The following is a 26523-nucleotide window of genomic DNA, read 5'->3' on the forward strand; positions in this document are numbered from 1 at the left end:
TCCGTCAGCCCTGGCCGGCCGTGCGGGAGTGCCCGGCGAAGAACCGCACCATCTCCGCCGACGCGTCCGGCCCGTCCGGATCGGTGTAGGAGCCGCCCGTGGCGCCACCCGACCACGCGTGGCCCGACCCGTGCACCGTCCACTGCTCGGCGACCGTCCGCCCGGCACGTTGCACCTGCGTGCGGCTGTAGGACCGTCCTGCGGCCCCGTGTTCCCTGACCGTCGTGGCGGTGCCGGCGGGCGCGAACTGCTCGACGACCCGCGCCGCGTTGACCGGGCTGACCACGGTGTCGGCATCGCCGTGAAACGTGATCACCGGGACGGTCCGGGTGAGTGGCGGCAGCGCCAGCGGCCCCTGCCGCATCGCGGCGAAGGCTGAGACGAGGTCGCGGGCGGCGCCGTACCCCAGCCCGGAGTGCACACCGGCGGCGGCGAAGACGTCGGGGTGGGTCGCTGCCATGACCGCGGCCATCGCGGCGCCGGCGGAGAAACCGGCGACGTACACGCGGTCCGGGTCGGCCGGGTGCTCGGCGAGCACCTGTCCGGTGATGCCCGCGATCAGCGACGGCTCGCCCGCGCCGCGGCGCTGGTCGCCGGGCTGGAACCAGTTCCAGTAGCGGCCCGGGTTGGCGGAGGTGACCTGCTCGGGATAGACGACGAGGAAGGTGTGCTCCTCGGCCCGCTCGTTCATCAGAGTGGCGGCGGCGAAGTCGGCAGGTGTCTGCGTCCCACCGTGCAGCATGACGATCAGTGGCACCGGCTGTCCGGTCCATCCGCTGGGCACGTACAGCGTGTAGGGCCGCTCGCCCGCGGGCCCCCGGTAGGTGCGGGACAGCGTCTCGCCGGGCAGTATCGGTCCGGTCGGGACGGTCGGGGCGAGGTCCGGCAGGCCCGAGGCGAGACCGGTCAGGCCCGGGAGGTTCCGCAGGTCGGGCATCGTCAGGCGCGGCGCCTTCGTCAGGCCCGCCGGCGGCGCCGCGACGGAGGCCTTGGACGGCCGCGACGTCGGGCGGCGGCCGACCAGCCAGCGGAGGGCGGCCGGTGTACGGGCCGACGGGCCGGGCCCCGCCGAGCCGGCCCCGGGGCCGCGGGACCGGTCGTCGACGGGCCGGCCGTGCAGGGTGCGCTGGATGAGTGCGGTGGCCTCGGTGAGCCGGCCCTCGCGGGTCAGCCGCGTCGCCTCGGCCATCGCGGCCATTCGCTGGTGGTCCATGGCATCTCCGATCTCAGCGGGTGAAGCTCGGACAGGCGGCCGGATGGCCACGCTGCTCAGACGATGCGCGGTCCGAGGGCGGTCTTGACGGCGGCGCTGGCGCGGAAGGCGCCGAGTACCTCGACCGACGCGATGGTGGCGAGGGCCAGTTCGGGCGGGACGTCCTCGGCGATGGTCGCCAGGCCGAGCACGCGGACGTCCACGGTCCGCCCCGCCGTGCGCAGCTCCTCGAGGTCGCTCCGGGACAGATGCTGCGTTCCGAGAACGAGCGTCTTGCGGGCGACCGTCTGGTCGACGGCGGTGGCCCGGGTCGCGAGCTGCGCGCGGACCGCGGTGCGGATGAAGTCGGCCCGGTTGGTGTAGAAACCCTCCTGCACCAGCAGGTCGATCTGGCCCAGGTCGACGAGCCCGAGGTTCACGGTGATCTTCTCGGTCTTCTCGACATCGCCCCGCGCCACAGACCCTCCCCTTGCCATCCATGCACCATCCATATGGATGGTGCATGGATGGCTGTCTCCACGCAAGCCGCCGCCCCCGGAACCCCAGCACGTTATGGCTCCACAACGTTGGGCACCAGGCCCGCCACCGCGTTATGGAGCCATAACGTCGTCGAACCCGTGAATCCGCCGTCCCCCACAGCGCGTTATCGCTCCATGACGCGGGTAGGGGCGGGGCTCGTGCGGCGCGGCCGGTGACGATCGGGGGAGTGACCGGAATCCCCGCGCGTCCTCCGGGTGGCCGCTGTACGGGGGCGGCCTGCGGAGAGACGATGCACTGGGCGCACTGCGCTCGGGGGGACAGGAGACTCTGATCGTTTCTTTCGCACGTGGCACTGCCCGTCGGCTGGCCGGGGCCACCGCGGTCGTGCTGAGCGTCGTCGTCATCACCGCCTGCGGGACGTCGTCGCCGCCGGCACCGGCGCCGCCACCACCGGCGCCGTCGGCCGCGCCGACCCCGCAGGCGTCTGCCGACGACCTCAGCGCGCTGCTCATCCAGCCCAGCGACGTCCAGATCCCGGGCCTGTCCCGTCAGGGGGTCCAGCAGGTCGGGGAGGGCACCCTGCGCGGTGTGGCCACATTCTTCAGCACCGAGGACGGCACCCGCCAGCTGGGCGAGACGATCATCCTGCTGCCGGACCCCGAGGCGGCTAGGTCGGCGGTGCAGGGGGCCGCGTCGATGACCCAGCAGCAGCGCCCGGGCGCCACCATGTCGGCGGTGCCGGTCGGTGAGGGTGCGGTGCTGTTCACCGGCTTCGAGCATGAGGGGACGGCGTCCACGCTGCTGCTGTTCAACCAGGGCGTGGCCTCGGTGGCCATGGACTTCCGCGGCCCGGCGGGTGACCCGGTGCCGCCGGACGTGGCCACCACGGCGGGAGCGCGCCAGGCCGCGCTGCTGGCGTCGGGCCTGCCGCGCTGACCGCGCCTCAGGTTCCCAGAGGCGACGGCCGGCGATGTCGGCGCCGCCGCCACAGCTCGGCGCCTCGCGGAAGGCTTCCCGTATGGGTCGTGATGATCCGGCCCTCGCTGCGCTGCACCGTCTCCTCCTCGGCGGTCCTGTGCGTGAGGAGTGCGGGGTGGCCGCCGCGACGACCACCCCGCACAATTCCCCTATTCGGCCAGGAAGTCCGCGACCAGCCGCGCCACCTGCTCGGTCTGCTCGAGCTGCGGCAGATGCGCGGCGTCCCGGATCCGCTCCACCCTGGCCCCGCCGATCCGGGACGCGAACTCCTCGGCGTAGGCCGGCGGGGCCAGCCGGTCCTGCTCGCCCCACACGATGAGGGTGCGGGCCCGGATCCGGTACAGCCGCTTGTGCAGACCCTTCTCCGGGAACGGCCACATGAACTTCCCGGTGCAGGCCTGCGCCCAGGTCGCGGCGATGAGGGCGTCGGCCATCTGTTCCGGGTCCTCGGGCATCCGCAGGAACTCCTGCGCCAGCTCACCCTGCGGATCGGCGAAGGCGATCTCGACGACCTCCTGCGGGGTCATCTGCAGGAACTGGGCGACCGGGATGTCGTCGCGCCACAACCCGACCGGGCACAGCAGCACCAGCCGGTTGACCCGCTCGGGGTTGGTGGCGGCGATCTCGGCGCCGATCATGCCGCCGAACGAGTGCCCGACCACCGCGGGCGCGTCCAGGTCCAGCTCGTCGAACAGGTCGTAGTGGTGCAGGACCAGGTCCCACAGGTCGTCCACGGCCTTGATCGCGTCCGGGTCCCCGGGGGTGGTCCCGGGATGTTCCGGCGCGTAGACGGTGTTGTGCTGGGCCAGCGCGTCGAGGAACGGGTCCCACTGCAGTCCCATCGCGCCGTGCAGGTACACCACCGGCGGGCCCTGCCCCGCGACGAGTACGCGCGGGTTGACCTGGCCGCCGAGGGTGGCGACACGGCGTTCGGCGACTCCCGCGGTCGCCGTCATGACAGCTGCTCCTTCTCCTTGTTGCGCAGCCGCTCGGGCCACCACTCGTTCTCCCACGGCTCGTCGTCCCACAGCGGGCGCAGGTGGGGCAGCACCTGCTCGGCGAACAGGTCGATGTTGCGCATGGTCAGGTCGTGCGGCATCGAGCCGATCTGCAACAGGACCATGAGGTTGCCGATGTGCAGGTTCCGGCAGGCCTCGATCAGCTGTTCGCGGACCGTGGCCGGGCTGCCGGCGATGACGAACTGCTTGTCGACCAGCTCGCGGTAGCTGTACTGCTGGGCGGCCTCCAGCTCCTGGCCGATCTTCAACGTCAGCCCGGAACGAATGCCCTTTTCCAGGCTGCGGTAGTCCTGGTGCCCGGGTGGGCCGAAGTAGTGCAGCGGGATGTGCATGCACTTGCGGTAGAAGTACTCGCAGTGCCGGGCGTAGTCGCGTTCGGCCTGCGCGTCGCTGTCGGCGACGACGACGAGCTGCAGGAACCCGGCGCGGTACGGGTTCTGCTTGAGCCCGAACTGGTCCACGAACCGCCAGAACCCGGCCATCGTCTGCTCGGCGGCCTTGGCGCCGAAGTAGCTGAGGAAGCAGTAGCAGTGGTCGTTCTTGGCCGAGAACTCCCAGGTGCTGTAGCTGCCGGTGCCCGGCACCCAGACCGGAGGGTGGGGCTTCTGCACCGGACGCGGCCACAGGTTGACCTTGCCCAGCTTGGTGTACTTGCCGTTCCAGGCGAACATCTCCTGCGACTGCCAGGCCTTGAGGATGAGATCGTGCGCCTCGTAGTAGCGCTCGCGCTGCTCCACCGGCGTGATCCCGTAGACCTGGCAGGCGTCCATCGCCGTCCCCAGCGGCATGCCCGCGATCAGGCGTCCGCCGCTGATGCAGTCCAGCATCGCGTACTCCTCGGCGATGCGGATCGGCGGCTGCGTGGTCGGCAGCGTGGCCCCCATCTGCACGATCGCGACGTCCATACCGTTGGTCTCGCGGGCCAGCGCCGAGCCCATCAGGTTCGGCCCCGGCATGAAGCCGTAGGCGTTCTGGTGGTGCTCATTGACACAGATGCCGTCGAATCCGACTCGCGCGGCGTGGACGAGTTCGTCGAGGGTCCAGTTGTAGAACTGGCCGATGCGGTCGGGATCGGCGAGCTCGGGGAACGGCGGGTCCACCCATACCGACTTGTACCGGCGCTCGAAGTCGTCCGGCAGCTCGCGGTGCGGCATCAGATGGAACATCGAGACCTTCATGGGGCGTCCTCCAGCATGGATCCTGCTGTGTCGGCGCCGATGTCGAGATCGGGGCGGCACCCCGTTGGCGTCCTTGTGAGTGATCCAGATCACGCGGCGCCGTGTCACCGACCCTGCGCGGTGCGTCGGCGCTGGTCAATAGGCCAGGCGGGCGGCACCGGACGCGGACGTTGGGTAGGTGCGCGGTAACGGTGGGTGATTCGGTGCCGATTGGTAGGCAGCAGGCGAGGGAGAGCGACCGTCATGACGAAACTGAGCACGATCCTGGACCAGATCGACGCGGGATCGATGCTCCTCCCGGAGTTCCAGCGCGGCTATGTCTGGAACCGCGACCAGGTCCGGGGGCTGATGCGTTCGCTGTACCACGGCTATCCGGTGGGCGCGCTGCTCGTGTGGGAGACTGAGGGCACCGGCCAAGCCGTACGGGGAGGCGGCGCCGTGTCCGGTCCGAAGCAGTTGCTGCTCGACGGCCAGCAGCGGGTCACCACCCTTTACGGCATCGTGCGCGGACGGCCTCCGTCGTTCTTCGAAGGTGATCCCGAGGCGTTCGCGGGGCTGCGGTTCAACGTCGAGACCGAGGCGTTCCAGTTCCATGCGCCGGTGAAGATGAAGGACGACCCGCGCTGGGTCGACGTCACCGCGCTGTTCGTGGACGGCCCGGGGGAGACGTACGCGGTACTCTCCGCACATCCGGAGACGCGCGAGCGGTTCACCGACTACGTCGACCGGCTGCAGAAGGTCCGCAACATCGTCGAGCGGGTCTTCCACATCGAGGCCATCACCGGCGTGGACAAGACCGTCGACGTCGTCGTCGACATCTTCAACCGGGTGAACTCCGGCGGCACCAAGCTCTCCAAGGGCGACCTGGCGCTCGCGCGGATCTGCTCGGAGTGGGGCGAGGCGCGCCCGACGATGCGGCGCAACCTCGATCGCTGGCGCGATGCCGGGTTCTCGTTCACCGCGGACTGGCTGCTGCGCAACGTCAATGCGGTCGCCACCGGCCGGGCGCCGTTCTCGGCACTGGAGGACGTGTCGGCGGCCGAGTTCCAGGATGCGTTGAACGCGACGCTGCACCACGTCGACCACTTCTTGCGGGATCTCGCCGTGGGTCGGCTGGGCCTGGACCACGACCGCGTCCTGATGGGGCGCTACGCCGTCCCGGTGATCTCCCGGCACCTGCACAACTGCGGCGGCCGGTTCGCCGACGGGGCGGAGGCCGACAAGGCTCTGTACTGGTATCTCCACGCCGGGCTGCGCGGCCGGTTCGCGGGCTCCACCGAGACGTTCCTGGCCAAGGACCTCGAGACCGTCGACAAGTCCGGGATCGACGGCGTGATCGCCACGCTGGCCCGCATCCGCAAGGGCAACATGGCGGTCGACGCGCAGGACTTCGAGGGCATCGGCCGTGGCTCGCGGTCCTACCCGCTGGTCTATCTGCTCGCCCGGGTCACCGGCGGGCAAGACCTGATCACCGGGCTCCCGCTGGGCTCGGACGCCTCCGCGGTCCAGGTGCACGAGATCTTCCCCAAGCCGGCGCTGAACAAGGCCGGCTACAGCCGCGCCGAGGTCAACCAGATCGCGAACTTCACCTTCGTCACCCCGTCGTCGGCGATGCAGTTCGCCGACCTGGACCCCGCGGTCTACCTCGGCTCGCTCGACCCCGCCACCTGCCGCTCCCAGTACATTCCCGAGGACCCCGCGCTCTGGCGGATCGAGAACTATCGCGAGTTCCTCGCCGCCCGTCGGGAGCTGCTCGCCGCCGCGGCGAACACGTTCCTCGACGAGCTGCTGGCCGGCAGCCGCCCGTGGGTCCGCCCGCTGGAGGCCATCGCCGTCTCCCCGGAGTCCGACGAGTCCGACGCCCGCGCGGCGCAGCTCAAGGCACTGGTCGAAGAGCTGGCCGGGATGGGCTACGCGCAGCCGGTGCTCGACACCGAGATCGCCGACCCGGACACCGGACGGCCGCTCGCGGTGGCCGAGGCGTTCTGGCCGGACGGGCTGCAGGTCGGGCAGGGCGCGCCGATCGTGCTGGAGCTGGATCCGGAGGAGGCGGATCTCCCGCGGCTGGCGGAGCTGGGCTGCGAGGTGTTCACCTCCGTGGATGCGCTGCGCGGCTATGCGCTGCGGCGCAGTGAGACGGCCTCGGGCGTGCGCGACGTCGCGGTCGGCGTCGTGGCTCCCGGGCTGGCACCCGAGGGCGCGGAGCCCACCGACCTGGACGAGCCCGCCGAGGCGAGCGGCCCGTTCGACCGGGCCGTCCTGGAGGTGATCGAGCGCTGCCGCACCGAGCTGCGCTACAACCCGCGCTACTTCCGGGTGATGGTCACCCAGCACGGCGCGCTGGGCGCAGCGCGGCGGCTGCTCGCCGCACCGGCGGTGAGCGACGGGTTCGTGACGCTGTGGGAGCGGCAGCGGCTGGACCTGAGCGTCGAGTCGCTGGTGGTGGACGAGCGCTTCGCGCACCTGTTCACCGAGGAGGAGCGGGAGACTGCGCGCAAGCGGCTCGCGGACTTCGGTTACGACCCGGTGCCGGAGTGACGGCCGTCTTCGGAGCCAGGGATGCATCGTAGTTCGCGAAGCCTATGAACGAGCTTCTTGAGTGCCTTGGACTCGATCTGCCGGATCCGTTCCCGTGTCAGTCTGAGCTCGTTTCCGATGGCCTCAAGGGTCTGCGGTTCACTACCGTGGAATCCGAACCGTCGAACGAGTACCAGTGTTTCGCGCCCTGAGCATTCTGCGAATGCTGAACGAATATCGTCCGGGGTCAGTCCCCACAGGTTCGGAGTGTGGTCGTGGTGGTAGCGGTCAGCCAGTCCGTGGACCTCTTCCTCGCCCAACTCGTCAAGGACGACGTCGAACGGCACGGTGGAGGGGAGGCCGTGCAGGAGTATCTCGACATCCGCGACGGGCATGCCCGATTCGGCCGCGACCGCGGTGGTTGTGACCGGACGGCCATCTTGCTCCAGTCGTCGGACAGCACCCAGCGCCTTGTCCAGATTCTCGACCACGTGTACCGGATATCGGATGGTCCGCGACTGGTCCGCGATGGCGCGCGTCATGGCCTGCCGGATCCACCAGGTCGCATACGTGGAGAACTTGGTCTCCTGCTGATGGTCGAACTTCTGCACCGCCCGGATGAGCCCAAGGTTTCCCTCCTGCACGAGATCGAGAAGGCCAAGACCCCGACCTTGATATTTCCAGGCGATCGACACCACGAGGCGGAGATTGGCGCGCAGAAAGATGGCGAACGCTTTCCTGCCCTGGTCCACCAGCTCCCGTAGATCGTGTCGCTCGCTGGAGGACAGCTCGGAACACACCATACGCTCCTGGGCCAGGACGCCCGCTTCAATCTGCCGTGCGAGCAGCCCTTCCTCGGTAGCGGTCAGCAGCGGGTACCGGGCGGCCTGCGAGCGATACACCGCCAGGATGTCCAGGGCTGGCGGATCTTCGTCCGGGTCGTCGTCCGTGTCGTCCGGTTCCGGCCGGCTGGGCTCCACCGCGGTGGCACCGCGATCGTGGTGCATCGCAGGAACGGGAACGGCGGGACCGATGGGTCCCAGCCCGAGGTGGGCGAGTGAGATCTCGGAGGTGTCGAGCTCCTCGTCTCCGCGCAGCAACCGCACGCCTGTCCGGGGTTCGGTGCGAGCAGGCTCGGGGCGACCGAGCGGCGATCGGTGAGCCGCCTGCGCTGCCGCCTCGGCCAGTACCGGGGGGAGACCGACCCCGATCTCGGCGAGCTCACGCAGCAGCAGCGCGATCTCCGCAGGAGGGAGGCCGTGCACCTGCACCACCGTCGAGATCATCGGGAACGACAGCGGCCGGCGCCCTGCGGCCACCGTGAGTGCGTGCAAGGCCGCTCGGCGGGCGTGGGGGACGGGCAGGCCGGCCTCGTCAGCGGCTGGGACCGGTACCACCGGCGACCCTCTCCTCCGGCAGGGGGACGAGCCGGCCCAGCAGGTCGAGCGCGGCGCGCCGGGACAGTTCCTCGTGATAGCGCTGGTTGCGATAGGCCCGGAGACAGCCGTAGCAACTCGTCTCCGCGCCGCACTCGCACTGCGCGACGTGGGTGACCGCGGCGGCGACGACCTCGGTGAGGTGGTCCGCGACCCGCAGCGTGTTCCCCGCTCCACCCGGGGTCGTGTCGAACAGCACGAGCGAGGGCATGCCGTCGGCTCCACGGTGCACCGTCCCGTCGATGTCGTCCCGACTGATCTCCAGGGTCAGAGCGGCACCTTCGAGGAGCGCGTAGACGGCGGAGCGCAGGTGAGCCGGCGTGGCGCCGGCGGCGACTATGGGGTCGAAGAGAAGCTGGATGAAGTCGGTCTGGTAGCTGTGCGCGAGCGAGTGAATCTGCAGCGGTCCCCGGCAGGCCCCGTCCCGGAGCAGGTGCTTGTGCTCGGTGGTCCGCTTGGCGATCGCGGAGGTTCCCCAGCCGCACCACTGACAGAGGCGGAACCCGGCCCCGCCCGGGCCCTCGCTGATGACCACGAAGCTGCCCCTGGCACCTGCACGCCAGGTCAGCGTCTCCCCGGTCGGGAAGACCGCCTTCCCCTCCTCGACGTCGGCATGGGAGTCCACGATGTAGGTCGCCCCGGACCAGGTCCGGCGGGGTGCCTGCGTGGCACCTTGCCGTTCGCTGGTCGAGGCCACGAAGCCGTAGGATGGCTCGATGTACGTTCGGGCGGTTCGGGTCTGGACGGCGCCACAGGCGGGGCACTCCGGGTCGGGCATCTCGACGTCCTCCCGATAGTGCCCGCAGGACTCGCAGACGGTGTAGTATCGGTTGACCAGGTCCCGGCCGGGAAGCCGGTAGACCCCACCCGATGTCCACCGCAGCCCGCCGGCGACGACCTGTGCCCCCGGGGCGTACTCGTTGATCGCGACGCTCAGATCCCGGGTGAGTTCCAGGACCCGGTCCCTTCCCCCGCCGGCGCGATCGGTCCGCAGCTCCACCGTGTCCACGGGGAAGCCGTACTTGGGCAGGACGTTGCGGGTGGCGAGATATCCGATGAGCGGCCGCTTCTGGAGGGTCCGGATGACCCGTTCGCACTGCTCAGCCAGCGAGTACTTCTTGTCCCGCACGGCGGCCTCCTGGCGGGTCTCGAACGCCTCGACGTCCTGTTCGAGCTGGGCACCCGCATCGCGGACCAGCCGCAGCAACTCCTCGACCCATCCGTCGTCGGCGACCCCGATCTCGTCCCGGACGGACTTGGGCAGGATCGCCTCGAGACTGGCCCGGACCGATCCTGGCACCTGCGCCAGGTACCGCTCGAGATGCTGCACGGGGCTGACCCAGTCCGGGGGTACCGGTTTCGGGGGAAGGAAGAACTCGCCCGCGTGGCGCCACGTCATATGGCGGTGCCGGGCCATCGTGCGGAAGAAGGCCGCCAGCGCGACGGAGTGCGCGTGCCGCCGGTCGATCCGGACGTTGTCGAGCGGGACGATCGGTGCGCGCATCTGGCCGGCGATCATCTTCTCCGGTTCGGTGAAGCGGGACAGGTCGTGGGACCGGCGCTGGGCATACGTCAGCACCAGCGCGGCGGAGTCCGAACGCCGCCCGGCCCGGCCGGCTCGCTGCACGTAGTTCGCGGTCGTGGGCGGCATGTTTCGCAGCACGACGGCCTGTAGCTCACCGACGTCGACACCGAGCTCGAAGGTCGTCGAACAAGACAGCGCGTTGACCTCGCCCCGGACGAACCGGCCCTGGATGTCGGCGGCCTTCTGGCTGGTCCACTGCGCGGTATGCTCCTGCACCCGCATCGGGACCGGCGACGACTCCAGGTAGAGGTGCCGGTAGTGGTCCCGCTCCGCCGAGGGCGTCGGGCGAGACCAGGGCTCGAGGCGGCCGTCGCAGCGCAGGGTGGGGCACACCGACCGCACCGAGACGCCGGCGAGGCGCCGGCACCGGTCGCAGCGAAAGAGCCGATCGTTCTCGGTGACGGCGCGCAACCGGAACTTCCGGTGGTTGATCCGCCGGACCGGGCCGATCTTCGGGAAGGTGTCACACCGGAACCAGTTGCGGGGTCCGTCTCCGCCGATGTTCGGGTCGAGGTCCTGCCAGAGGTCATCGAGCAGCGCTCGGGGATCGGCGTCGCTGCCGAGCACCGTCAGCATCCGGGACAGGTAGTCGACGCGACGGTTCGTGCCGGTGGTCGGCAACCAGCTGAGCACCTTGTTTCTCCGCTCCGAACCGTTGCCCCGTACGTAGATGGGGCCGCGCCGCGGGGCGAAGGCCTCGTCGCCCGGGTCGACCTCGTCCGGCATGTCGATCGCGCCCTGGGCCCGCAGTGTCCGCATCAGCTCCTGCAACAGAGCCCAGCTTTCCTCTTCGCTCAGCCCGAGGGCGAGGAGGCGCCGGGGCGGCACCCAGCCCGGCCTACGATCAAGCTCGATGCGGAGCAGGCCGACACCTTCCAGTGACTGCCGGTCGTCGTAGCTGATGATCTCGTGGATCGTCCACAGCGCCGCGCGGCGCTTCCGTTCGCTCCGCGAGGCGTCCTCGTCGAACACGCGAGCGGCGCGTGCGATGCGCTCGGTGTAGTCGACGAGATCGTCGACCGTAGCCGGCTCGGACCCTTCGTCGTGAGCCCATCGGCCAAGCGCCATCGTGATCATTCGGCGATGGGACACCCGCTGGTGCGTGTCCTCCAGATACGGGGCGAAGTACGCCGCCATCTGACGGCTGTCGCTGAAGAACAGCAGTTTGCGGCCCTGACCCGGCAGGTCGGCCGCCGGCCCGGTCATGTCGGGCGGAAGGGATTGGTAGAGCGAGGTGCCGAGCACGGAGGCCGAGGCCTCGCTTCCGCTCTCGAGCAAGCGGATGAGCCGGTTGCCGCGGGCCCCACAGCCGGCGCAGAAGCCGAGTGACTCGGACTGCGAATCGATCAGGTGGACCGGACGCTGCTCGGTGCCGGGGCAGGCGTCGAACGTGCACTGCGTCGATGGATCGGGGTAGAGGCATCCGCACCCGACGCACAGATGGTGCCGGGCGCCGCCGGCGTCCTTGATGTCCTTGCCCTCGAGCAGCGCGTCGTCCTCGTCGTGTCCGGTGGGTCCGCCGGCTGCCGTTGCGGCGTCCTCGAGCAGGAGCCAGACATGCCGGCGGTCGATGCCGGCCCGCCACGGGACGTGCCTGGACACCGGGCCCGCTGGGTCGAGCGCGCCGTGCAGGTGGACAGCCCCGCACCGGCGGCACCCGCCGAGCTCGAAGACCACCCGCGCGCAGCGATCGCACTGTTCGCGACGGCTGAGCGACAGGTGTGGCTCGGCGCCGCCGAGGCAGCTGAACGCGCCTTCGGTCGCCCGGACGAACAGGTGGAACCGGGAGGAGAGGACCGGGGACCGGTCGGGGTTTCGGATCCGACCGGCCAGCCGGACGAGATCGGTCAGCGATGCGGTGGCCGTGGTGGCCGGTTCGTCGGTGAACAGCTCGGCTGCGACGTCGTCGATCGGCCGTGGGCCGGAACGCAGTGCTGCACGTAGGCGGGAAATCCGGGCTTCGGATCGGAGTGCGTCGGGTGCGGTTCCGGGACCGTTCCAACCGTGGTCGCGGGCCAGGCCAGGAAGGACGGAGGCCGGATCAGGCTCGTCGACGAGTTCGGCATAGGCGGTGGGCGGCAGCGGACCCCAGACCGGCTCGTCGGGTACGGCGACGGGGACGGAGGTGACGAGGTCCTGCCGGCCGAGATCGTCGTCGTCCCAGGTGAACTCGAGCCCGAACAAGGCCGAGGCGAAGTCGGTGACGGCGCGGGGATCGCGATCGGCGCCCACGGTGGCGCTGGTCGCGATGGCCTGCAGCGCGTTGCCGGCGGCGACCCGGTCCGTCAGGCGGCGCAGCAGCATCGCGAGTTCGGCCCCCTTCGCGCCGTCGTACACGTGCGCCTCGTCGACGACGACGAAGCGCCAGCTTCCCGCGCTGTCGCCCTCGAACAGGTCCATGTCCTGCGGGCGGAGCAGCAGGTACTCGAGCATCGCGTAGTTCGTGAGCAGCAGATGCGGCGGTTCGGCTCGCATCGTCTGGCGGCTGAGCAGCTCGTTGGGCAGTCGGGGTTCGCCCGGGTTCAGCCGCTGGAACTCCTCCTCGGCCCTGCCCGGGTCCTCCTGGGTATCGCCGGTATAGCGGCCGAAGGTGATCTCCGGGGTGGCGGCAAGCAGTCGGCGGAGCCGCTTCATCTGGTCGTTGGCCAGGGCGTTCATCGGGTAGAGCAGCAGCGCGAGCACGCCCGGGCCGAGCGTGCCGGCCCTCGACTCCTTCATGAGGTGCGCGAGGATCGGGAGCAGGAAGCATTCGGTCTTGCCGGACCCGGTCCCGGTCGCGACGACGATGTTGCGACCAGCGGAGACCTTCCGGATGGCTTGTTCCTGATGCCGATACAGCGGACGATCGGCGGGCAGCTCGGGGCCGGTCACGGCGAGGAAACCGGGGTCGAGCACGCCCTCGTCGATGAGCTGACGGATCGTGGTTCCGGGTGCGTAGGCCGGGCTGGCCTCGAGCAGCGGCCCCTTGCTCAGCAACGGGCTGGAGTCGATGGCCTCGTCGAGCGCCGCCGCCAACTGCGGGTCGCGCAACGGGAGTAGCGAGCGCAGGTAGCGGCGATAGGCCTCGACGATCTCTGTGCTGGTGGAGAGGGGGTCGAAGGTGGTCATCGGGGTCCTCCTCGCTGCGGATCAGGCATGGTGTGCGAACCAGTTGGAGACGCGGAACTCGGCGAACACCAGGTCGTTCCCGGCATCTGCCGGTGCGCGCCCGGCGACCTCGACCCATACGTGGCGGGTCTGTCGCTCGATGGCCGCTGCGGCGGCATCTCCCTGGGCAGCGATTCGCGCGACCAGGGCGCAGCCGAGGGAGAGCGCATCCGGTGTCGGCTCCGGGACAGCCGTTGGAAAGTGGCCGAGCCGCTCGAACATCGGCGCGTATCGCGACGACCCGGCGAAGATCTGGATTCGCGCGAGCGCCTCGGCCCAGAGCTCCGTCGGCTCGCCGGGTTCGGGCGTCGATCCGTCGAGGCCACCCTCGCCGACCGGCTCACCCTGCACGCCTCCGGTGAGTAGCAGATCGGCATGTCTCGTCCCTGGAGCGTCACCCGTCAGGAGAGCGATCGCGCTGGAATCGCAACAGGAACGCACCGCTGCCAACAGCCGTCTCTCATCGTCGTCGAGTTCGGTGAGATCCCAGTCCTCGGAGCCGGCCAGGAACGGCAGCAGCGGGCTGGTCATCAGGAGGGCGGGAAATGGTGCGCTGTCCCAGAGCCGCCGGATCAGGTCCGGGCTGACCACTCGCCGGAACCGGTGGGCGGCCAACCCGGACCTGATCAGCGGCTCGATCAGCTCGGTGCTGGTCAGCCCGGCGTTCTCGGCCGCGAGCAGGGATGCCTCCGGGGTCACGCCGAGTCGCGACGCGCACTCCTGGGCGGTGAGAGCCCCCAGCCCGGGTTCGGCCACGGCCCCGATCCGGGCGGCGACGATCCACAGGAGACTCAGGGCGTCGGGGACCTCCGGCAGCGGTGCGACGCCCGCGAGATACCGCGCCATCGTCCGCTCAGCAGGAGACCCGAGATGCGGGATTCGGCCCGGCTCGCCGCAGCGGAAAACGAGATCCCGCCGCCGGTCCCACCCGGGTTCGGCACTGGAGACGGTCACCGAGAGCGGACCGCCATCGGAGTAGGGCGGCTCGAGTGCGAGCCGGTGCTGTCCTTCGTCGAGCTCGGCGCTCATCGGGGCGATCCACGGCGCGAGGGGGGAGCGGACCGTGACCCGAAGACGGACTCGACGGGACTGGCCATCGACATGCAGGTCACCGCCGTCGACCCGGACCGCGGTGGCGAGTGTGATGCCCTGCACCGTGGCGACATGGGCTTCCATTCCGGGCAGTCGCAGCCACAGGGTCATCGTGCCGATCAATCGCACCGTGTCGATCAACGCGCCCAGGCGGTATCGGCAGAGGTCCCGTCCGATACGGTGGCCGGCGATGCGTTGCCCTGCTTCGTCGTCGCTCGTGACTCCGGCGACGACGTCGGGGACGGTGCCGGCCGCTTCGAGGACTTCCGGGGGGAGCCGCACATCGAGGCAGACTCTCGCGCCGAGATCATCGAAACCGAAGGTCGGTGCTGTGATCTCCCAGGCTCCGGTTTCGTCCGCGAGTTTCTTTCGAATCGCGCAGTGAGGGAGCTCGACGCGAAGATCGAGCGAGGTTTCGCTGCCGGTGACGCGTAACCGGACGTCGCGGCGGATCTCCTCGGAGCCGAAACGGACCACCGAGGGTGACGGGCACAGACCCCGTGGGCCCTGGATCTGCACCCGGGCCGGCATGAGCCCCCCGTTCTCCCGGAGGAGACGGATCCTCGGGTCGGGCGAACATGTCAGTCCTTCGGCCACGGTGAACGTGCCTTCTACGGGTCGATTCCCCGGTGCCTGCGCCCGCAGGCGGAAGGTGCCCACGATCGGATGCGGCAGATCATCGAACGTGACCACCGAGTCACCTGGTGCGGTCCACCTGATCGGCGTCGGCGAGTCCAAGTCGCGGACCTCGATCGTCCAGGACTCCCCGGGCCCTCCGGGTAGCCGCAGCCGTGGTGGGCGGGCGTAGACGGCAGCGCCGTCGCGGTTGAGAATCCCGTTGATCGGGTCGTCGAATTCGAGGTCGGCATGCTCCGCGCCTGCCACGGACCACCAGGGTCCGTACTGGATACCGCTCCCGTTGTCCACAGCCGAGCGAATTGCCGTCACCGCGTTCAACGAGACACACCCCAGCCACCAGCGGGGCCATCCCACGGGCGGCACGGACTCTTCGAGGATGTGCCGCGGGCCGGCGAATGCCTCCACGGGTGGTTCGCCGAGGTGCATCAGCCATATCTCGTCGGCGGGCAACGGATGACCGGGCGGAATGAGGGCGCCCTCCCCGGTGAAGGCCAGCGGGTTCCGCGGGTCCGCGACCGGGACCCGATGTACGTTGCCGAAGACGTCATAGCACGTCGCGACCGGCACGGGACGGGGGATGACCCACCGGCCCGCTACCGATGGGCATGTGCCTCCCCCGGCCTCGATCCGCAGACCACGCCCGGAATCTCCGGGGAACACGATCACGAGGGCGCCGCTTTCCAGGTGGAGCCGCAACTCCGGCACCGGTACGCCGACGTCGTCGCCCGCGGAGAGCCGGAGCATCAGGGGTAGGCCGGGGATCTCGTCGACATCGAGAGCCGTCAGCCGCTCACCGATCATCCGGGCCCAGCAGTCGGTCCAGCCGCGCAACCAGGCCTGGGTTTCGTTGCGGCCTGCGCCCTGGAGGATCCGGCTCAGTTCGGCCGTGAACATCGTCGGATCGCCCGAGTTCGCCGCGAGCGCGACGAGTGCGATCACGGTGCATGTCGGCCAGCGTCGAAAGACCGCCTGCGGATCGGAGTCCGGCGCGTCTGCGATGCGGAGTCGCTCATAAGCACCTAACGCCTCCACGACGAGGCGCCGTCGATGCCTGGAATCCGAAGACTCGTCGCATCGAAGCCAGGCGGCGGGATCGGCCGCCCAGAGCCGCTCGCTCTCCTCGAGCAGCTCGAACGCGCCGACCTTCGCCCGGTCGCTGCTGCGTACAGGTCTCGTCAACAGAGACTCCGGCTGTGGATCAGCCTGTGAGCGCGACCGTGGCGCCGCCGGAGAACGCCGAGTCGTGCAGCTCGATCGCGGCGGGCGCCACGTCGGTGGGCATGTCGAACACGACCGTGCCGTTGACGCTGTTCCCCGGGTTGATGTTGTTGAGGAACGACTGGCTGTCGGGCAGGTTCATCACCGCGGCGCCGGTGTCGGCGTCGAACTCGCGGCCCTGGGCGTCGAGGAGCTTCTGGTTGCCGCCGCTGAACATCTGGGCATCCTTGCCGATGTTGGTCACGGTGAGGTGGACCAGCACGTAGTGGCCCTGCGCGGTCGACTTCAGGAACCCGTCACCCAGGGTCTTCACGCCCGGCTCGACCTTGGTCACGGTGAACGCGAACGAGCCGTCGCGGACCTCCTGGCCGAGGCCGGCGGTGGCCTGCGCGTCCCCGCTTCCCGTCGCGAGGGTGGTCCCCGGGGCGTCGGCGTCGGTGGTCGAGGAGGAGACGGCCGAGGCGAAGGCGGAGGCGTAGAGGATGCAGACCAGCAGGCCGAGCGCGGAGCACGCCAGGCCGGCGATCGCCAGGCCCTTGTTGGTCGCCCGGCCCGCTCTCGCCCGGGCCAGCCCGACCCCCGCGAAGATCAGACCGAGGATCACCAGCGGCCAGGCGATCACCCCGACCAGCGGGATGAAGGAGAACAGCAGCCCGACCAGCCCGAGCACGAAGCCGGCGGTGCCGAACCCGTTCTGCGGTGGTGCCGGCGGGGCGAGGTGGCCGGCGGGCTGCTGGTACGGCGGCGGGTACTGCGGGAACTGCTGGGTCACGATGCCTTCCTCTACAGCGGAGCCGGTGGCCGGCTTGGTTGCTTGTCGTCTCGGCCCGACGTGGCCGTTAGCTACGGACAGTCACGTTCTGGTCACGGGTGTCGCGCGGTCAGGCCCTGATGCGGACCTCCGGGACGCGATCGTGTGGTGAACGGCGAACAGTAGAGCACTCGTGAACTCAGTACACAAGTCTTCCGTCTGAATGTGCTGTGCTCAGATGTGTGTCGTAAGGTCTTCGGCGTCACATCGAGCGAGGGGAGCGCGGGTGTCCACAGCGACGCGCGCAGCGGGAACGGACGAGCTCGCGGTCGGCGCGCTCGTCCACGTCCGCGGGCGGAGATGGGTGGTCGGCGCGCTCGTACCGGCCGACGGGAGCACCTGCGTGACGCTGCAGAGCGTCGAGGACGGCGAGTACGGCCGCACCCTCGACGTGATCTGGGAGGTGGAGCCCGGCCGGCGGGTGCTACCCAGCGGCTCGCTGCCCGAGGTCACCGAGGGCGGGTTCGACCCGCCGGAGCGGCTGGCCGCGTTCCTCGACGCGGTGCGCTGGTCGGCGGTCACCTCCGCCGACGTGAAGACGTTGCAGGCACCCTTCCGCTCCGGCGTCGCGATCGAGGACTACCAGCTCGAACCCGTCTCCCGGGCGGTCGGGGCACCGCGGGTGAACCTGCTGCTCGCCGACGACGTCGGCCTCGGCAAGACCATCGAGGCCGGTCTCGTCGCGAGCGAGCTGCTGCTGCGCAACCGGGCCCGCCGCATCATGATCGTCTGCCCGGCGGGGCTGACGGTGAAGTGGCGTGACGAGATGACCGAGAAGTTCGGCCTCGACTTCACCGTGATCGACTCCACGCGCTGCGCCGAGGTGCGCCGCACCTACGGCAGCGCCGCCAACCCGTTCCATGTCTTCCCGCTCTCGATCGTCAGCCTGCCCTGGCTGCGCGGGCCGAAGGCGCAGCGGCTGCTCGACGAGGTCCTGCCCGCGGACCGGCCGGACGGCCACGCGCTCGGCCGGGCCTTCGACCTGCTGATCCTCGACGAGGCCCACCACGTCGCCCCGGCAGCGCCGCAGCAGGTCTACGCCGTCGACTCGCAGCAGACCAGGCTGATCCGCCGGCTGGCCCCGCATTTCACGCACCGGCTGTTCCTGTCGGCCACCCCGCACAACGGCTACCAGGCGTCGTTCACCGCGCTGCTGGAGATCCTCGACGACCAGCGCTTCGCCCGCGGCGTCGAACCGGACCGCGCCGCCGTGCGCCAGACCGTCGTGCGCCGCCTCAAGCGCGACATCGTGGGCGCCGATGGCTCCCCGCGGTTCCTCGCCCGGGAAACCCGCCCGATCCCGGTGGACTATCCTGAGGACGAGCGCGAGATCCACGCCCTGCTCGCCGAGTTCACGGCGTTGCGCCGCAAGCGCACCAGGCGGCTGCGCGGGCGCAGGGCCGCCGATCTCGTCACGATCCTGCTCAAGAAGCGGCTGTTCTCCAGCCCGGCCGCGTTCGCCCACACCGTCGCCGTCTACCTGGAGACGGTGCAGCGCAAGGCGGACCGCGGCGGTGTCGAGCCGAGCGACGACATCCCCGAGTGGATGGACGACCTCCTCGACGACCTCGCCACCTACGACGACGAGGCGCTCGCCGAGGCCGAGGACGACGCCCTGGACCGGGCGGTCCCGCTGCAGGCCGAGGCCGTGTACCTCGACGACGGGGCCGAGGACACCGCCGCGGAGGTCGCGCTGCTGCGCCGGATGGAGCGGTGGGCCCTCGCGCACGAGGCCGAGCCCGACGCCAAGGCCCGCGAGCTGATCAACTACCTGGCGGCGGTCTGCCGGCCCGACGGCGCGCACTGGACGAACCAGCGCGTGGTCGTCTTCACCGAGTACCGCGACACCCAGCGCTGGCTCGCCGGGCTGCTGCGCCAGCAGGGGCTCGCCGAGCCGCACCTCGCCCTCCTGCACGGCGGTCTGGGCGGCGACGAGCGCGAGCAGCTGCGGCTGGCGTTCCAGGCCGACCCCACCGAGCACCCGGTGCGGATCCTGCTCGCGACGGACGCCGCGAGCGAGGGCATCGACCTGCAGAACCACTGCCACCGGCTGGTCAACTACGACATCCCGTTCAACCCGAACCGGCTGGAGCAGCGCATCGGCCGCGTCGACCGCTACGGGCAGCGGCACGCCCCCGACATCCGGCATTTCGTCGGCACCGGCTGGCGTCACGCCGTCGACTCCTACGAGGCCGACCTGGAGTTCCTGGCCCGAGTGGCGACCAAGGTGGCGCGGATGGAGGCCGATCTCGGCCCGGTCAACGCCGTGCTCGCCGACGCGGTGCAGCGCCGGATGCTCGGCGAGCGCGTCGAGGTGGACGTCGAGACGGTGGCGCCGGCCGCCCCCGGGCTGCCGGTGGACGCCGACGTGCGCCGGCAGGTGGTGCGGTTGCGCGAGGAGCTCGACAAGACCGTCGACGACCTCGGCATCACCCCGCCCGCGATCCGTCGCGTGGTCTCGACGGCGCTGGAGCTGGCCCGCCAGCAGCCGCTGCGCCCGCACGTCGACGAGCGGTTCGGCGACGATCGGCTCTTCGCGGTGCCGCCGTTGACCGGTTCGTGGGAGCGGGCGAGCGCCGGGCTCACCGAGAAGCTGGAGATCGCCGACCGGCCGCCGCGGCAGCTGCCGGTCACGTTCGACCCGGAGGCGGCGCGCGGCCGCGACGACGTCGTGCTCGCCCACCTCAACCATCCGCTGGTCGCCATGTCCACCCGGCTGCTGCGCGCGGCGGTGTCCAACTCGGACATCGGGCTGAACCGGGTCACCGCCGTCGTGTCCGACGACCCGCAGCTGTCGGACGTGCTGGTCGGGGCGTTCTCCCGGTTCGTGCTGGTCGGCGCCGACGGGGTGCGGTTGCACGAGGAGGTGCTCCACGCCGGCGGCTGGGCACCGGAGCAGGGCCGGTTCCGCCGGCTGGAGAACCTCGGCGTGCTCGGCGGCATCCTCGACCGGGCGCTGTCCGCCGGAACGCCAGCGTCGCCGCCGGTGCAGGCCCGGCTCGTCGCGCGCTGGCCGCGGATCGCCGACGGCCTGCTGGCCGCGATCGACTGGCGGACGAACACCCGCGAGCAGGCGCTGGGGCGGGCGCTCGCCGGGCGGGCGCAGGACGAGCGCGACCGGATCACCGAGAGCTTCGCCCGGTTCGCCGCCTCGCTGCGCGGGGCGCTCGCCGCCGACGACGCCGAGGACGCGCTGTTCAGCCTTGTCGAGGCGACGCGGAACGACGCCGAGCGGGAGCAGTACCAGCGGGACCGCCGCTCCTGGTCCGAGCGGCTGGCGCGGCTGGACGAGGAACGCGAGCGGGAGCTCGCGGCGGTGGCGGCGCGGTACGCCGACGCGGCGCCGCACCGGTTCCCGGTCGCGGTGGTGTTCGTGGTGCCGAGGCGGGAGGCCGTGCGATGACGGGTGGATCGAGAAGGGGCGGGCGCGGCCGCCGGTTCGCCCCCGACCCGGTGCAACAGCACCGGGACTGGCTGGCTCTGGTCGAGGTCACCGGGCCGTTCCTGTCGCTTCCGGTGCTGCGCGCGACGTGGCCGTCGCTGGAGGCGATCGAGCCCGACGAGCGGGAGGAGCTGCGCCGGGCGCACGGGCGGTGGCGGCTCGGGGGCGAGCAGCGGGCGTGGGTCGAGTACGTGCTGCGCGAGCTGCTCGGCTGGGCCGGCGAGCTGCGCTGGGCCGATGGCGACGGGGACGGCCTGGAGCCGCTCGCCGTCGCGGTGCCGGAGCACGACACCACCGTCGAGCCGTCGTTCGCGCTGGTGGAGCCCGGCACCGGGGATGGCGCGGTGAAACCCGATGGAGTGCGGCTGCTGGGGATGGTGTGCGAACCCGGGGCGGCGCCCACGGCGCGGGTGCGTGACTCGGCGTGGGCGGCCACCCCGGTCGACCGGCTGGCGCAGCTGTGCCGCTACCACGGCGTCGAACTGGGGCTGGTCACCGACGGCCGCTGGTGGGCGCTGGTGTGGGCGCCGCGCGGTGGGGTGACCTCGACGGCGGTGTTCGACGCGGTGGCCTGGCCGGAGGCCGCCGAGCGCGACGTGGTGCGGGCGTTCCGTTCGCTGCTGGGTCGCAGGCGGTTCTTCGGCGTGCCCGAGGCGGAGCGGCTGGTGCCGCTGCTGCGGGCGTCGCTGGACAGCCAGGAGGACATCACCGAGGCCCTCGGCGTCCAGGTGCGCCAGGCCGTGGAGCTGCTGGTGGCCGCGATCGGCCGGGCGGACGTGCGGGAACGCCAGGCGGGCGGCCCCGGGCTGGAGCAGGTGAGCGCGCACGAGGTCTACCGCGGCGCGGTGTCGGTGATGATGCGGGTGGTGTTCCTGTTGTTCGCCGAGGAGCGCGGCCTGCTCCCGGCGGACAACGAGCTGTACGCGGCGGCGTACTCGGCCGGCCGGCTGTGCGCCGAGCTGGAGCAGCGGGCCCTCGAAGGCTCCGAGGAGGAGCTGGAGAACTCGCACGCCGCATGGCACCGGCTGCTCGCGCTGTTCACGGCCGTGTATCGCGGGATCGACCACCCACGGCTGCGGATGCACCCGCACAACGGCTCGCTGTTCGACCCGGACACCTACCCGTGGCTGTCCCCGACCTCCGTGACGCTGTCGATCGACGACCGCACGGTGCTGCACATGCTGCGCGCGGTGCAGTACGTCGAGGTCGGCTCCGGGCGCAACCGGGAGCGCCGCACGCTGTCGTTCCGCCAGCTCGACGTCGAGCAGATCGGCTACGTCTACGAGGGTCTGCTGTCGTTCGAGGGGTTCCGCGCCGACGACGTGGTGGTCGGGCTGGTCGGCAAGCCGGGGCTGGAGGAGGAGGTCGCGCTCACCGACCTGGAGCGGCTGGGCGCGGGGGAAGGCAGCACCGACATGTTGGCCGCCGCGCTCGCGGCGACGTACAAGCCCTCGGGCATCGGCACGGTGCGGGCGCTGGAGCGCCGGCTCGCCCCGCTCGGGCCGACCGAGCGGGAGGACGCGCGCAAGAAGCTGCTGGCGGTGACCGACGGCGACTACCCGCTGGCCGAGCGGCTGCTGCCGTTCTTCGGGGTCCTCCGCCGCGACCTGCGCGACCTGCCGGTGGTGATCCTGCCCGGCGCGCTGTATGTCACCGAGTCGGCGCTGCGCCGCAACACCGGCACGCACTACACGCCGCGGTTCCTGGCGGAGCAGGTCGTGGAGGGCGCACTGGAGCCGCTGATCTACCGCGTCGGTCCGCTACAGACCGCCGACCGGTCGCGGTGGGTGCCGAGGTCGAGCGCGGAGATCCTGGAACTCAAGATCGCCGATATCGCGATGGGCTCCGCGGCGTTCCTCGTGGCGGCCGCGCGGTACCTGGCCGGGGCGCTGATCGACGCGTGGGTGCGCGAGGGCGCGGTCTCGGGAGGCCCCGCCCCGGGGACGTCATGGAGCCATAACGTTGATGGGGAGCGGGTTTCGGGGACGTCATGGAGCCATAACGTTGATGGGGAGCGGGTTTCGGGGACGTCATGGAGCCATGACGCGGATGGGCCGGGGGCGGGGGTGGGGGCGGGTTCGCGGGCGCTGGACGCCGACGAGGACCCGCTCGTGGTCGAGGCCCGGCGGCAGATCATCGAGCACTGCCTCTACGGCGTGGACATCAACCCGATGGCCGTGGAGATGGCGAAGCTGTCGCTGTGGCTGGTGTCGATGGACCCGCAGCGCCCGTTCACGTTCCTGGACGACCGGCTGGTCGCGGGCGACTCGCTGCTCGGCATCACCTCGCTGGAGCAGCTCGAATACCTGCACATGGACCCGGCGAAGGGCCGGGAGATCCACCGGGACCTGTTCGACTGGACCGCCGGTGTGCGGCAGCAGGCCGCCGCGATCGCCGGGCTGCGCCGCGAGATCGGCGCGGTGGAGCTGGGCGACGACCCGATCGCCGCGCTGGAGCACAAGCGGGCGCTGCTGGAGGACGCGCAGCTGCAGGCCGGTCGGCTGCGGCTGTTCGCCGATCTGGCGGTCGGCGCGGCGCTCGCGCACGCCGGGCGCGGTGAGCGCGGGCTGGCCGCCGGATCGGTCGCCGCCGCCCGGCTGGCGGGCGACGTCGCGGCCGGGAAGGGCGAGCTGGCGGCGCGGGAGCAGCGGCGCGACTGGCTGCGCACCGACCAGCCCGACGGCGGTTTCGACCGCGACCCGCTGCACTGGCCGCTGGTGTTCCCCGAGGTGTTCGAGCGCGGCGGCTTCGACGCCATCATCGGCAACCCGCCCTTCCTCGGCGGAAAGAAGATCAGCGGTGCGACCGGATCGGCCTACCGCGAGTACCTGGTCGACGTGATCGGTCGAGCAGCACGAGGACATGCGGACCTCATCGCCTACTTCGTGCTGCGCGCCCACGACCTGCTCGACAACAGCGGGCAGACCGGCTTGATCGCGACGAACACGCTCGCCCAAGGCGACACCCGCGAGGTGGGGCTCGACCAGTTGGTGGCCGGCGGAGTCTCGATCCGGCAGGCGGTGAAGAGCGAGCCGTGGCCATCCAAGAGCGCCGTGCTGGAGTACTGCGCGGTGTGGACCAGCCGGGCGCCGCTCGGCGAGGCCGCCGAGCGACGGGCCGATGGGTTGGTGGTTCCGGGGATTACCCCCTCGCTCGACGCGGAGGCGCGGGTGGCGGGGAACCCACACCGGCTGGTGGCGAACGCGGGGCTGTCGTTCATCGGCTCGTACGTGCTCGGGCTGGGTTTCACGATGAAGCCGGAACAGGCCCAGGAATTGATCGCGGAGGATCCGCGCAACGCCGAGGTGCTGTTCCCCTACCTCAATGGGCAGGACCTCAACTCCGACCGGGAATGCATGGCCAGTCGGTGGGTCATCAATTTCCATGACTGGACTGAAGACCAGGCGCGGGGCTATCGGCGAGTTTTTGCGGTCATCGAGTCCGAGGTGAAGCCAGAGCGGCAGCGGTGCAAGCCAAACGGCAGCTATGCGTTGCGGACACCGCTGCCGCAGCGGTACTGGCACTACGCCGACAAGAGGCCCGCGATGGTCGAGGCGATCGCGGGGTTGAAGCGGGTCGTTGTGATCACGCTCGTGAGTAAGACCGTGATGCCGGCGCTGGTGCCGACCGGCCAGGTGTTTGCTCACAAGCTCGGCGTGTTCGCCACCGACGACACCGCGATGCTGGCGCTGCTGTCGAGCGCGCCGCACTACTGGTGGACTCGTTCGCGAACCTCGACCATGAAGACGGACATCAACTATTCTCCGTCCGATGTGTTCGAGACCTTCCCGCTGCCCACCCTCACACCCGAGCTGCGCGAGCTGGGCGACACGCTCGACACGTTCCGCCGCAATGTCATGGCATCCCGCCGGTCCGGCCTGACGAAGACGTACAACCTGGTCTTCGACCCGGGCGTCACCGATGCCGACATCGTCGAGCTGCGCGCCGTCCACGAGGCGATCGACCGGGCCACGGTGGCGGCCTACGGCTGGGACGACCTGCTCGACCGGCTCGACCACGGCTTCCACCCGGCCGGCCGCGACACCCGGTACACGATCGGCCCGGCGGCGCAGCGGGAGATCCTGGATCGGCTGCTGGAACTCAATCATGAGCGTTACGCGGAGGAGGTCACGGCCGGGCGGCACGCCAAGAAGGGCCGCAAGCCGAAGGCGGCGAAGAACGACGGGACCCTGTTCTGATGCGCCCCGCCGCGCACGCGCGCCGCGCACACCGCCCGGTATGCGCGGCGGTGGCGACGGCGTTGCGGCGTTGGGCAGATCGGCTAGGTTGCGGCGCTCGGGTGGGGGAGTGGTCGTCGCCGGGGTGCCTGGTCGGGGTCGATCCATTTCGGCGGGATGAACTCGGGAAGCCCATCGCGCAGGCGCACCACCCAGCCGGAATGGTGCACCATCCGGTGGTGGACGCGGCAGACCATCACCAGGTTGTCCCGTTTGGTCTCGCCGCCGCGTTCCCACGGCAGAATGTGATGCACCTGGCACCAGGACGGTGTTCTCCCGCACCCGGGAAACGCACAGCCGCCGTCGCGGGCGGCCACCGCGCGGCGCAGCCCGTCGGGAATCGTGCGGGTCGAGCGGCCCACGTCCAACGGCTGCCCGGCACCGCCCAGCACGATCGGCACGACGGCGGCGTCGCAGGCCAGCATCCGCAGCTCGGGCGGGGTGAGCGAGCCGCCGAAGTCCAGCACCGCAGACCGGGCCCGGGCCTCCAGGTCCTCCAGCCGGACCAGGACGTTCAGGTGCGGGCGGTGCCCGCCGCAGTCGGGCACGCCGTCGGCGTGGTCGAGCACGTACCCGCACACCTCGGCCAGCGCCTCGGCCTGGCGTTGCGGGGTGGACCGGTCGTCGTCGCCGGTGAGCGGCGCGGCCTTGGCGTCGATGACGGTGGCGATGGCATCGAACAGCGCCGCGTCGTCGAAGCGGCCGGTGAGGGTGCCGCCGCTGCCGTCGCGGTGCCGGGCCAGGTGCAGCTCGTTGACCGGGGCCGGCGGCTCGTCGTCGGGTTCGGGCCCGTCCTGATCCAACATCTCCACCAGCCGGCTGCCGTAGCCGGCCAGCTCGCCGGGGGTGTAGATCGTCGCCTTGTCCGCGAGGTCGTGCTCCGCCCCGGCCCACACCCGCGGGGTCAGCCGCCCGGCCGCCGGGGTGGCCAGGATCTTCGCGATCACCTCGACGTGGCGCAGCGTGGTGCGGCCCTCGGCGAAGACCGCGGCGGTGGCCGCCAGCCGCGGCGGCAGCTCGGCGCCGTCCAGCCCGACCCGGGGGCAGACCTGCTCGGCCGCCACCACCCGGCGGCGGGCCTCGGCCCGCTCGTAGCCCAGCAGATCCCCGAGCGCTGCGGCGGTGGACGGGTAGCCGCGTTCGGCGAACACCCCGCGCCGGGACAACGCCGCCACCGCGCTCACCACCAGCCGGTCCAGGCGGCGGGCCAGGCCCTCGCACAGGGTCAGCACCGAGACCAGCTCGTCGTCGCCCGCGCCCGGCCCACCCGCGGCGCACAGCGCGTCCAGCGCCTCGACGGCGAGGCGGTGCGCGGCGGGCAGCGGACTCTCGGACACGACCCCAGCCTACTCGAACTGATGTTCGACAGTCGGTCATTCGTCGCAGGTCAGAGGCATTCCAGCGCTACCGAACGGCCACTCGGCGGCGGTCGAACGGGGCTCCCCGGGCACGGGTGGACAGCGCGCACCGACCGCATCCCGCTTCGGTCGAGAGACGGACGGCCAACCCTGCTGGAACACCCAGCGCAAC

The 26523-nt window shown here is 71.0% G+C and carries 13 protein-coding genes; 4 read left to right on the forward strand and 9 right to left on the reverse strand.

Annotated features, from left to right (window positions below; all coding sequences use genetic code 11):
- Positions 1–4: 4 nt before the first annotated feature.
- A complete protein-coding gene (locus G567_RS0106050; protein ID WP_028929283.1) occupies positions 5–1213 on the reverse strand; it encodes an extracellular catalytic domain type 1 short-chain-length polyhydroxyalkanoate depolymerase in 1209 nt (402 codons plus the stop codon).
- Positions 1214–1269: 56 nt separating this feature from the next.
- Positions 1270–1671: a CopG family transcriptional regulator gene (locus G567_RS0106055; RefSeq protein ID WP_028929284.1), complete on the reverse strand. Its 402-nt coding sequence runs from the start codon at positions 1669–1671 to the stop codon at positions 1270–1272.
- 406 nt (positions 1672–2077) lie between these two features.
- On the opposite strand from G567_RS0106055, the gene G567_RS31825 reads away from it, so the two are divergent.
- On the forward strand, positions 2078–2629 hold the full coding sequence (locus tag G567_RS31825) for a hypothetical protein (RefSeq protein ID WP_051232407.1): 552 nt from the start codon (positions 2078–2080) through the stop codon (positions 2627–2629).
- Between the two features lie 191 nt (positions 2630–2820).
- Here G567_RS31825 and G567_RS0106065 read toward each other — a convergent pair whose 3' ends face one another.
- Both G567_RS0106065 and G567_RS0106070 read right to left on the reverse strand, forming a co-directional pair.
- Entirely contained in the window at positions 2821–3627 is an 807-nt protein-coding gene (locus tag G567_RS0106065) for an alpha/beta fold hydrolase (RefSeq protein ID WP_028929285.1), read from the reverse strand.
- A complete protein-coding gene (locus G567_RS0106070; RefSeq protein WP_028929286.1) occupies positions 3624–4868 on the reverse strand; it encodes an LLM class flavin-dependent oxidoreductase in 1245 nt (414 codons plus the stop codon). Before G567_RS0106070 ends, G567_RS0106065 begins: the two co-directional genes overlap by 4 nt.
- 243 nt (positions 4869–5111) lie before the next feature.
- Between G567_RS0106070 and G567_RS0106075 the strand changes: the two genes are divergently transcribed.
- On the forward strand, positions 5112–7406 hold the full coding sequence (locus tag G567_RS0106075; RefSeq protein WP_028929287.1) for a DUF262 domain-containing protein: 2295 nt from the start codon (positions 5112–5114) through the stop codon (positions 7404–7406).
- On the opposite strand, the gene G567_RS27015 is transcribed toward G567_RS0106075, so the two are convergent.
- The 4 genes from G567_RS27015 to G567_RS36820 all read right to left on the reverse strand — a co-directional run bounded on the left by G567_RS27015 (position 7385) and on the right by G567_RS36820 (position 17274).
- Entirely contained in the window at positions 7385–8659 is a 1275-nt protein-coding gene (locus G567_RS27015; RefSeq protein ID WP_161631671.1) for a sigma-70 family RNA polymerase sigma factor, read from the reverse strand. The genes G567_RS0106075 and G567_RS27015 overlap by 22 nt on opposite strands.
- Positions 8660–8759: 100 nt before the next feature.
- A complete protein-coding gene (locus G567_RS27020) occupies positions 8760–13514 on the reverse strand; it encodes a DEAD/DEAH box helicase (RefSeq protein WP_051232411.1) in 4755 nt (1584 codons plus the stop codon).
- 21 nt (positions 13515–13535) lie between these two features.
- Complete coding sequence (locus G567_RS31830) at positions 13536–16223, reverse strand: hypothetical protein (RefSeq protein ID WP_028929288.1); 2688 nt, start codon at positions 16221–16223, stop codon at positions 13536–13538.
- A 259-nt stretch (positions 16224–16482) separates the two neighbouring features.
- A complete protein-coding gene (locus tag G567_RS36820) occupies positions 16483–17274 on the reverse strand; it encodes a DUF4352 domain-containing protein (protein ID WP_051232413.1) in 792 nt (263 codons plus the stop codon).
- Positions 17275–17539: 265 nt separating this feature from the next.
- On the opposite strand from G567_RS36820, the gene drmD reads away from it, so the two are divergent.
- A complete protein-coding gene (gene drmD / locus G567_RS0106100) occupies positions 17540–20716 on the forward strand; it encodes a DISARM system SNF2-like helicase DrmD (protein WP_028929289.1) in 3177 nt (1058 codons plus the stop codon).
- The gene (locus tag G567_RS35405; protein WP_028929290.1) at positions 20713–24954 is read left to right on the forward strand and encodes an Eco57I restriction-modification methylase domain-containing protein; all 4242 of its coding nucleotides are present in this window, start codon (positions 20713–20715) and stop codon (positions 24952–24954) included. Before drmD ends, G567_RS35405 begins: the two co-directional genes overlap by 4 nt.
- 83 nt (positions 24955–25037) lie before the next feature.
- Here G567_RS35405 and G567_RS27045 read toward each other — a convergent pair whose 3' ends face one another.
- Positions 25038–26330 (reverse strand): HNH endonuclease signature motif containing protein, encoded by a 1293-nt coding sequence (locus tag G567_RS27045; RefSeq protein ID WP_051232415.1) that lies wholly within the window; start codon positions 26328–26330, stop codon positions 25038–25040.
- Between the last annotated feature and the right edge of the window lie 193 nt (positions 26331–26523).

The organism is Pseudonocardia asaccharolytica DSM 44247 = NBRC 16224 (assembly GCF_000423625.1).
Classification (GTDB): Bacteria; Actinomycetota; Actinomycetes; order Mycobacteriales; family Pseudonocardiaceae; genus Pseudonocardia; species Pseudonocardia asaccharolytica.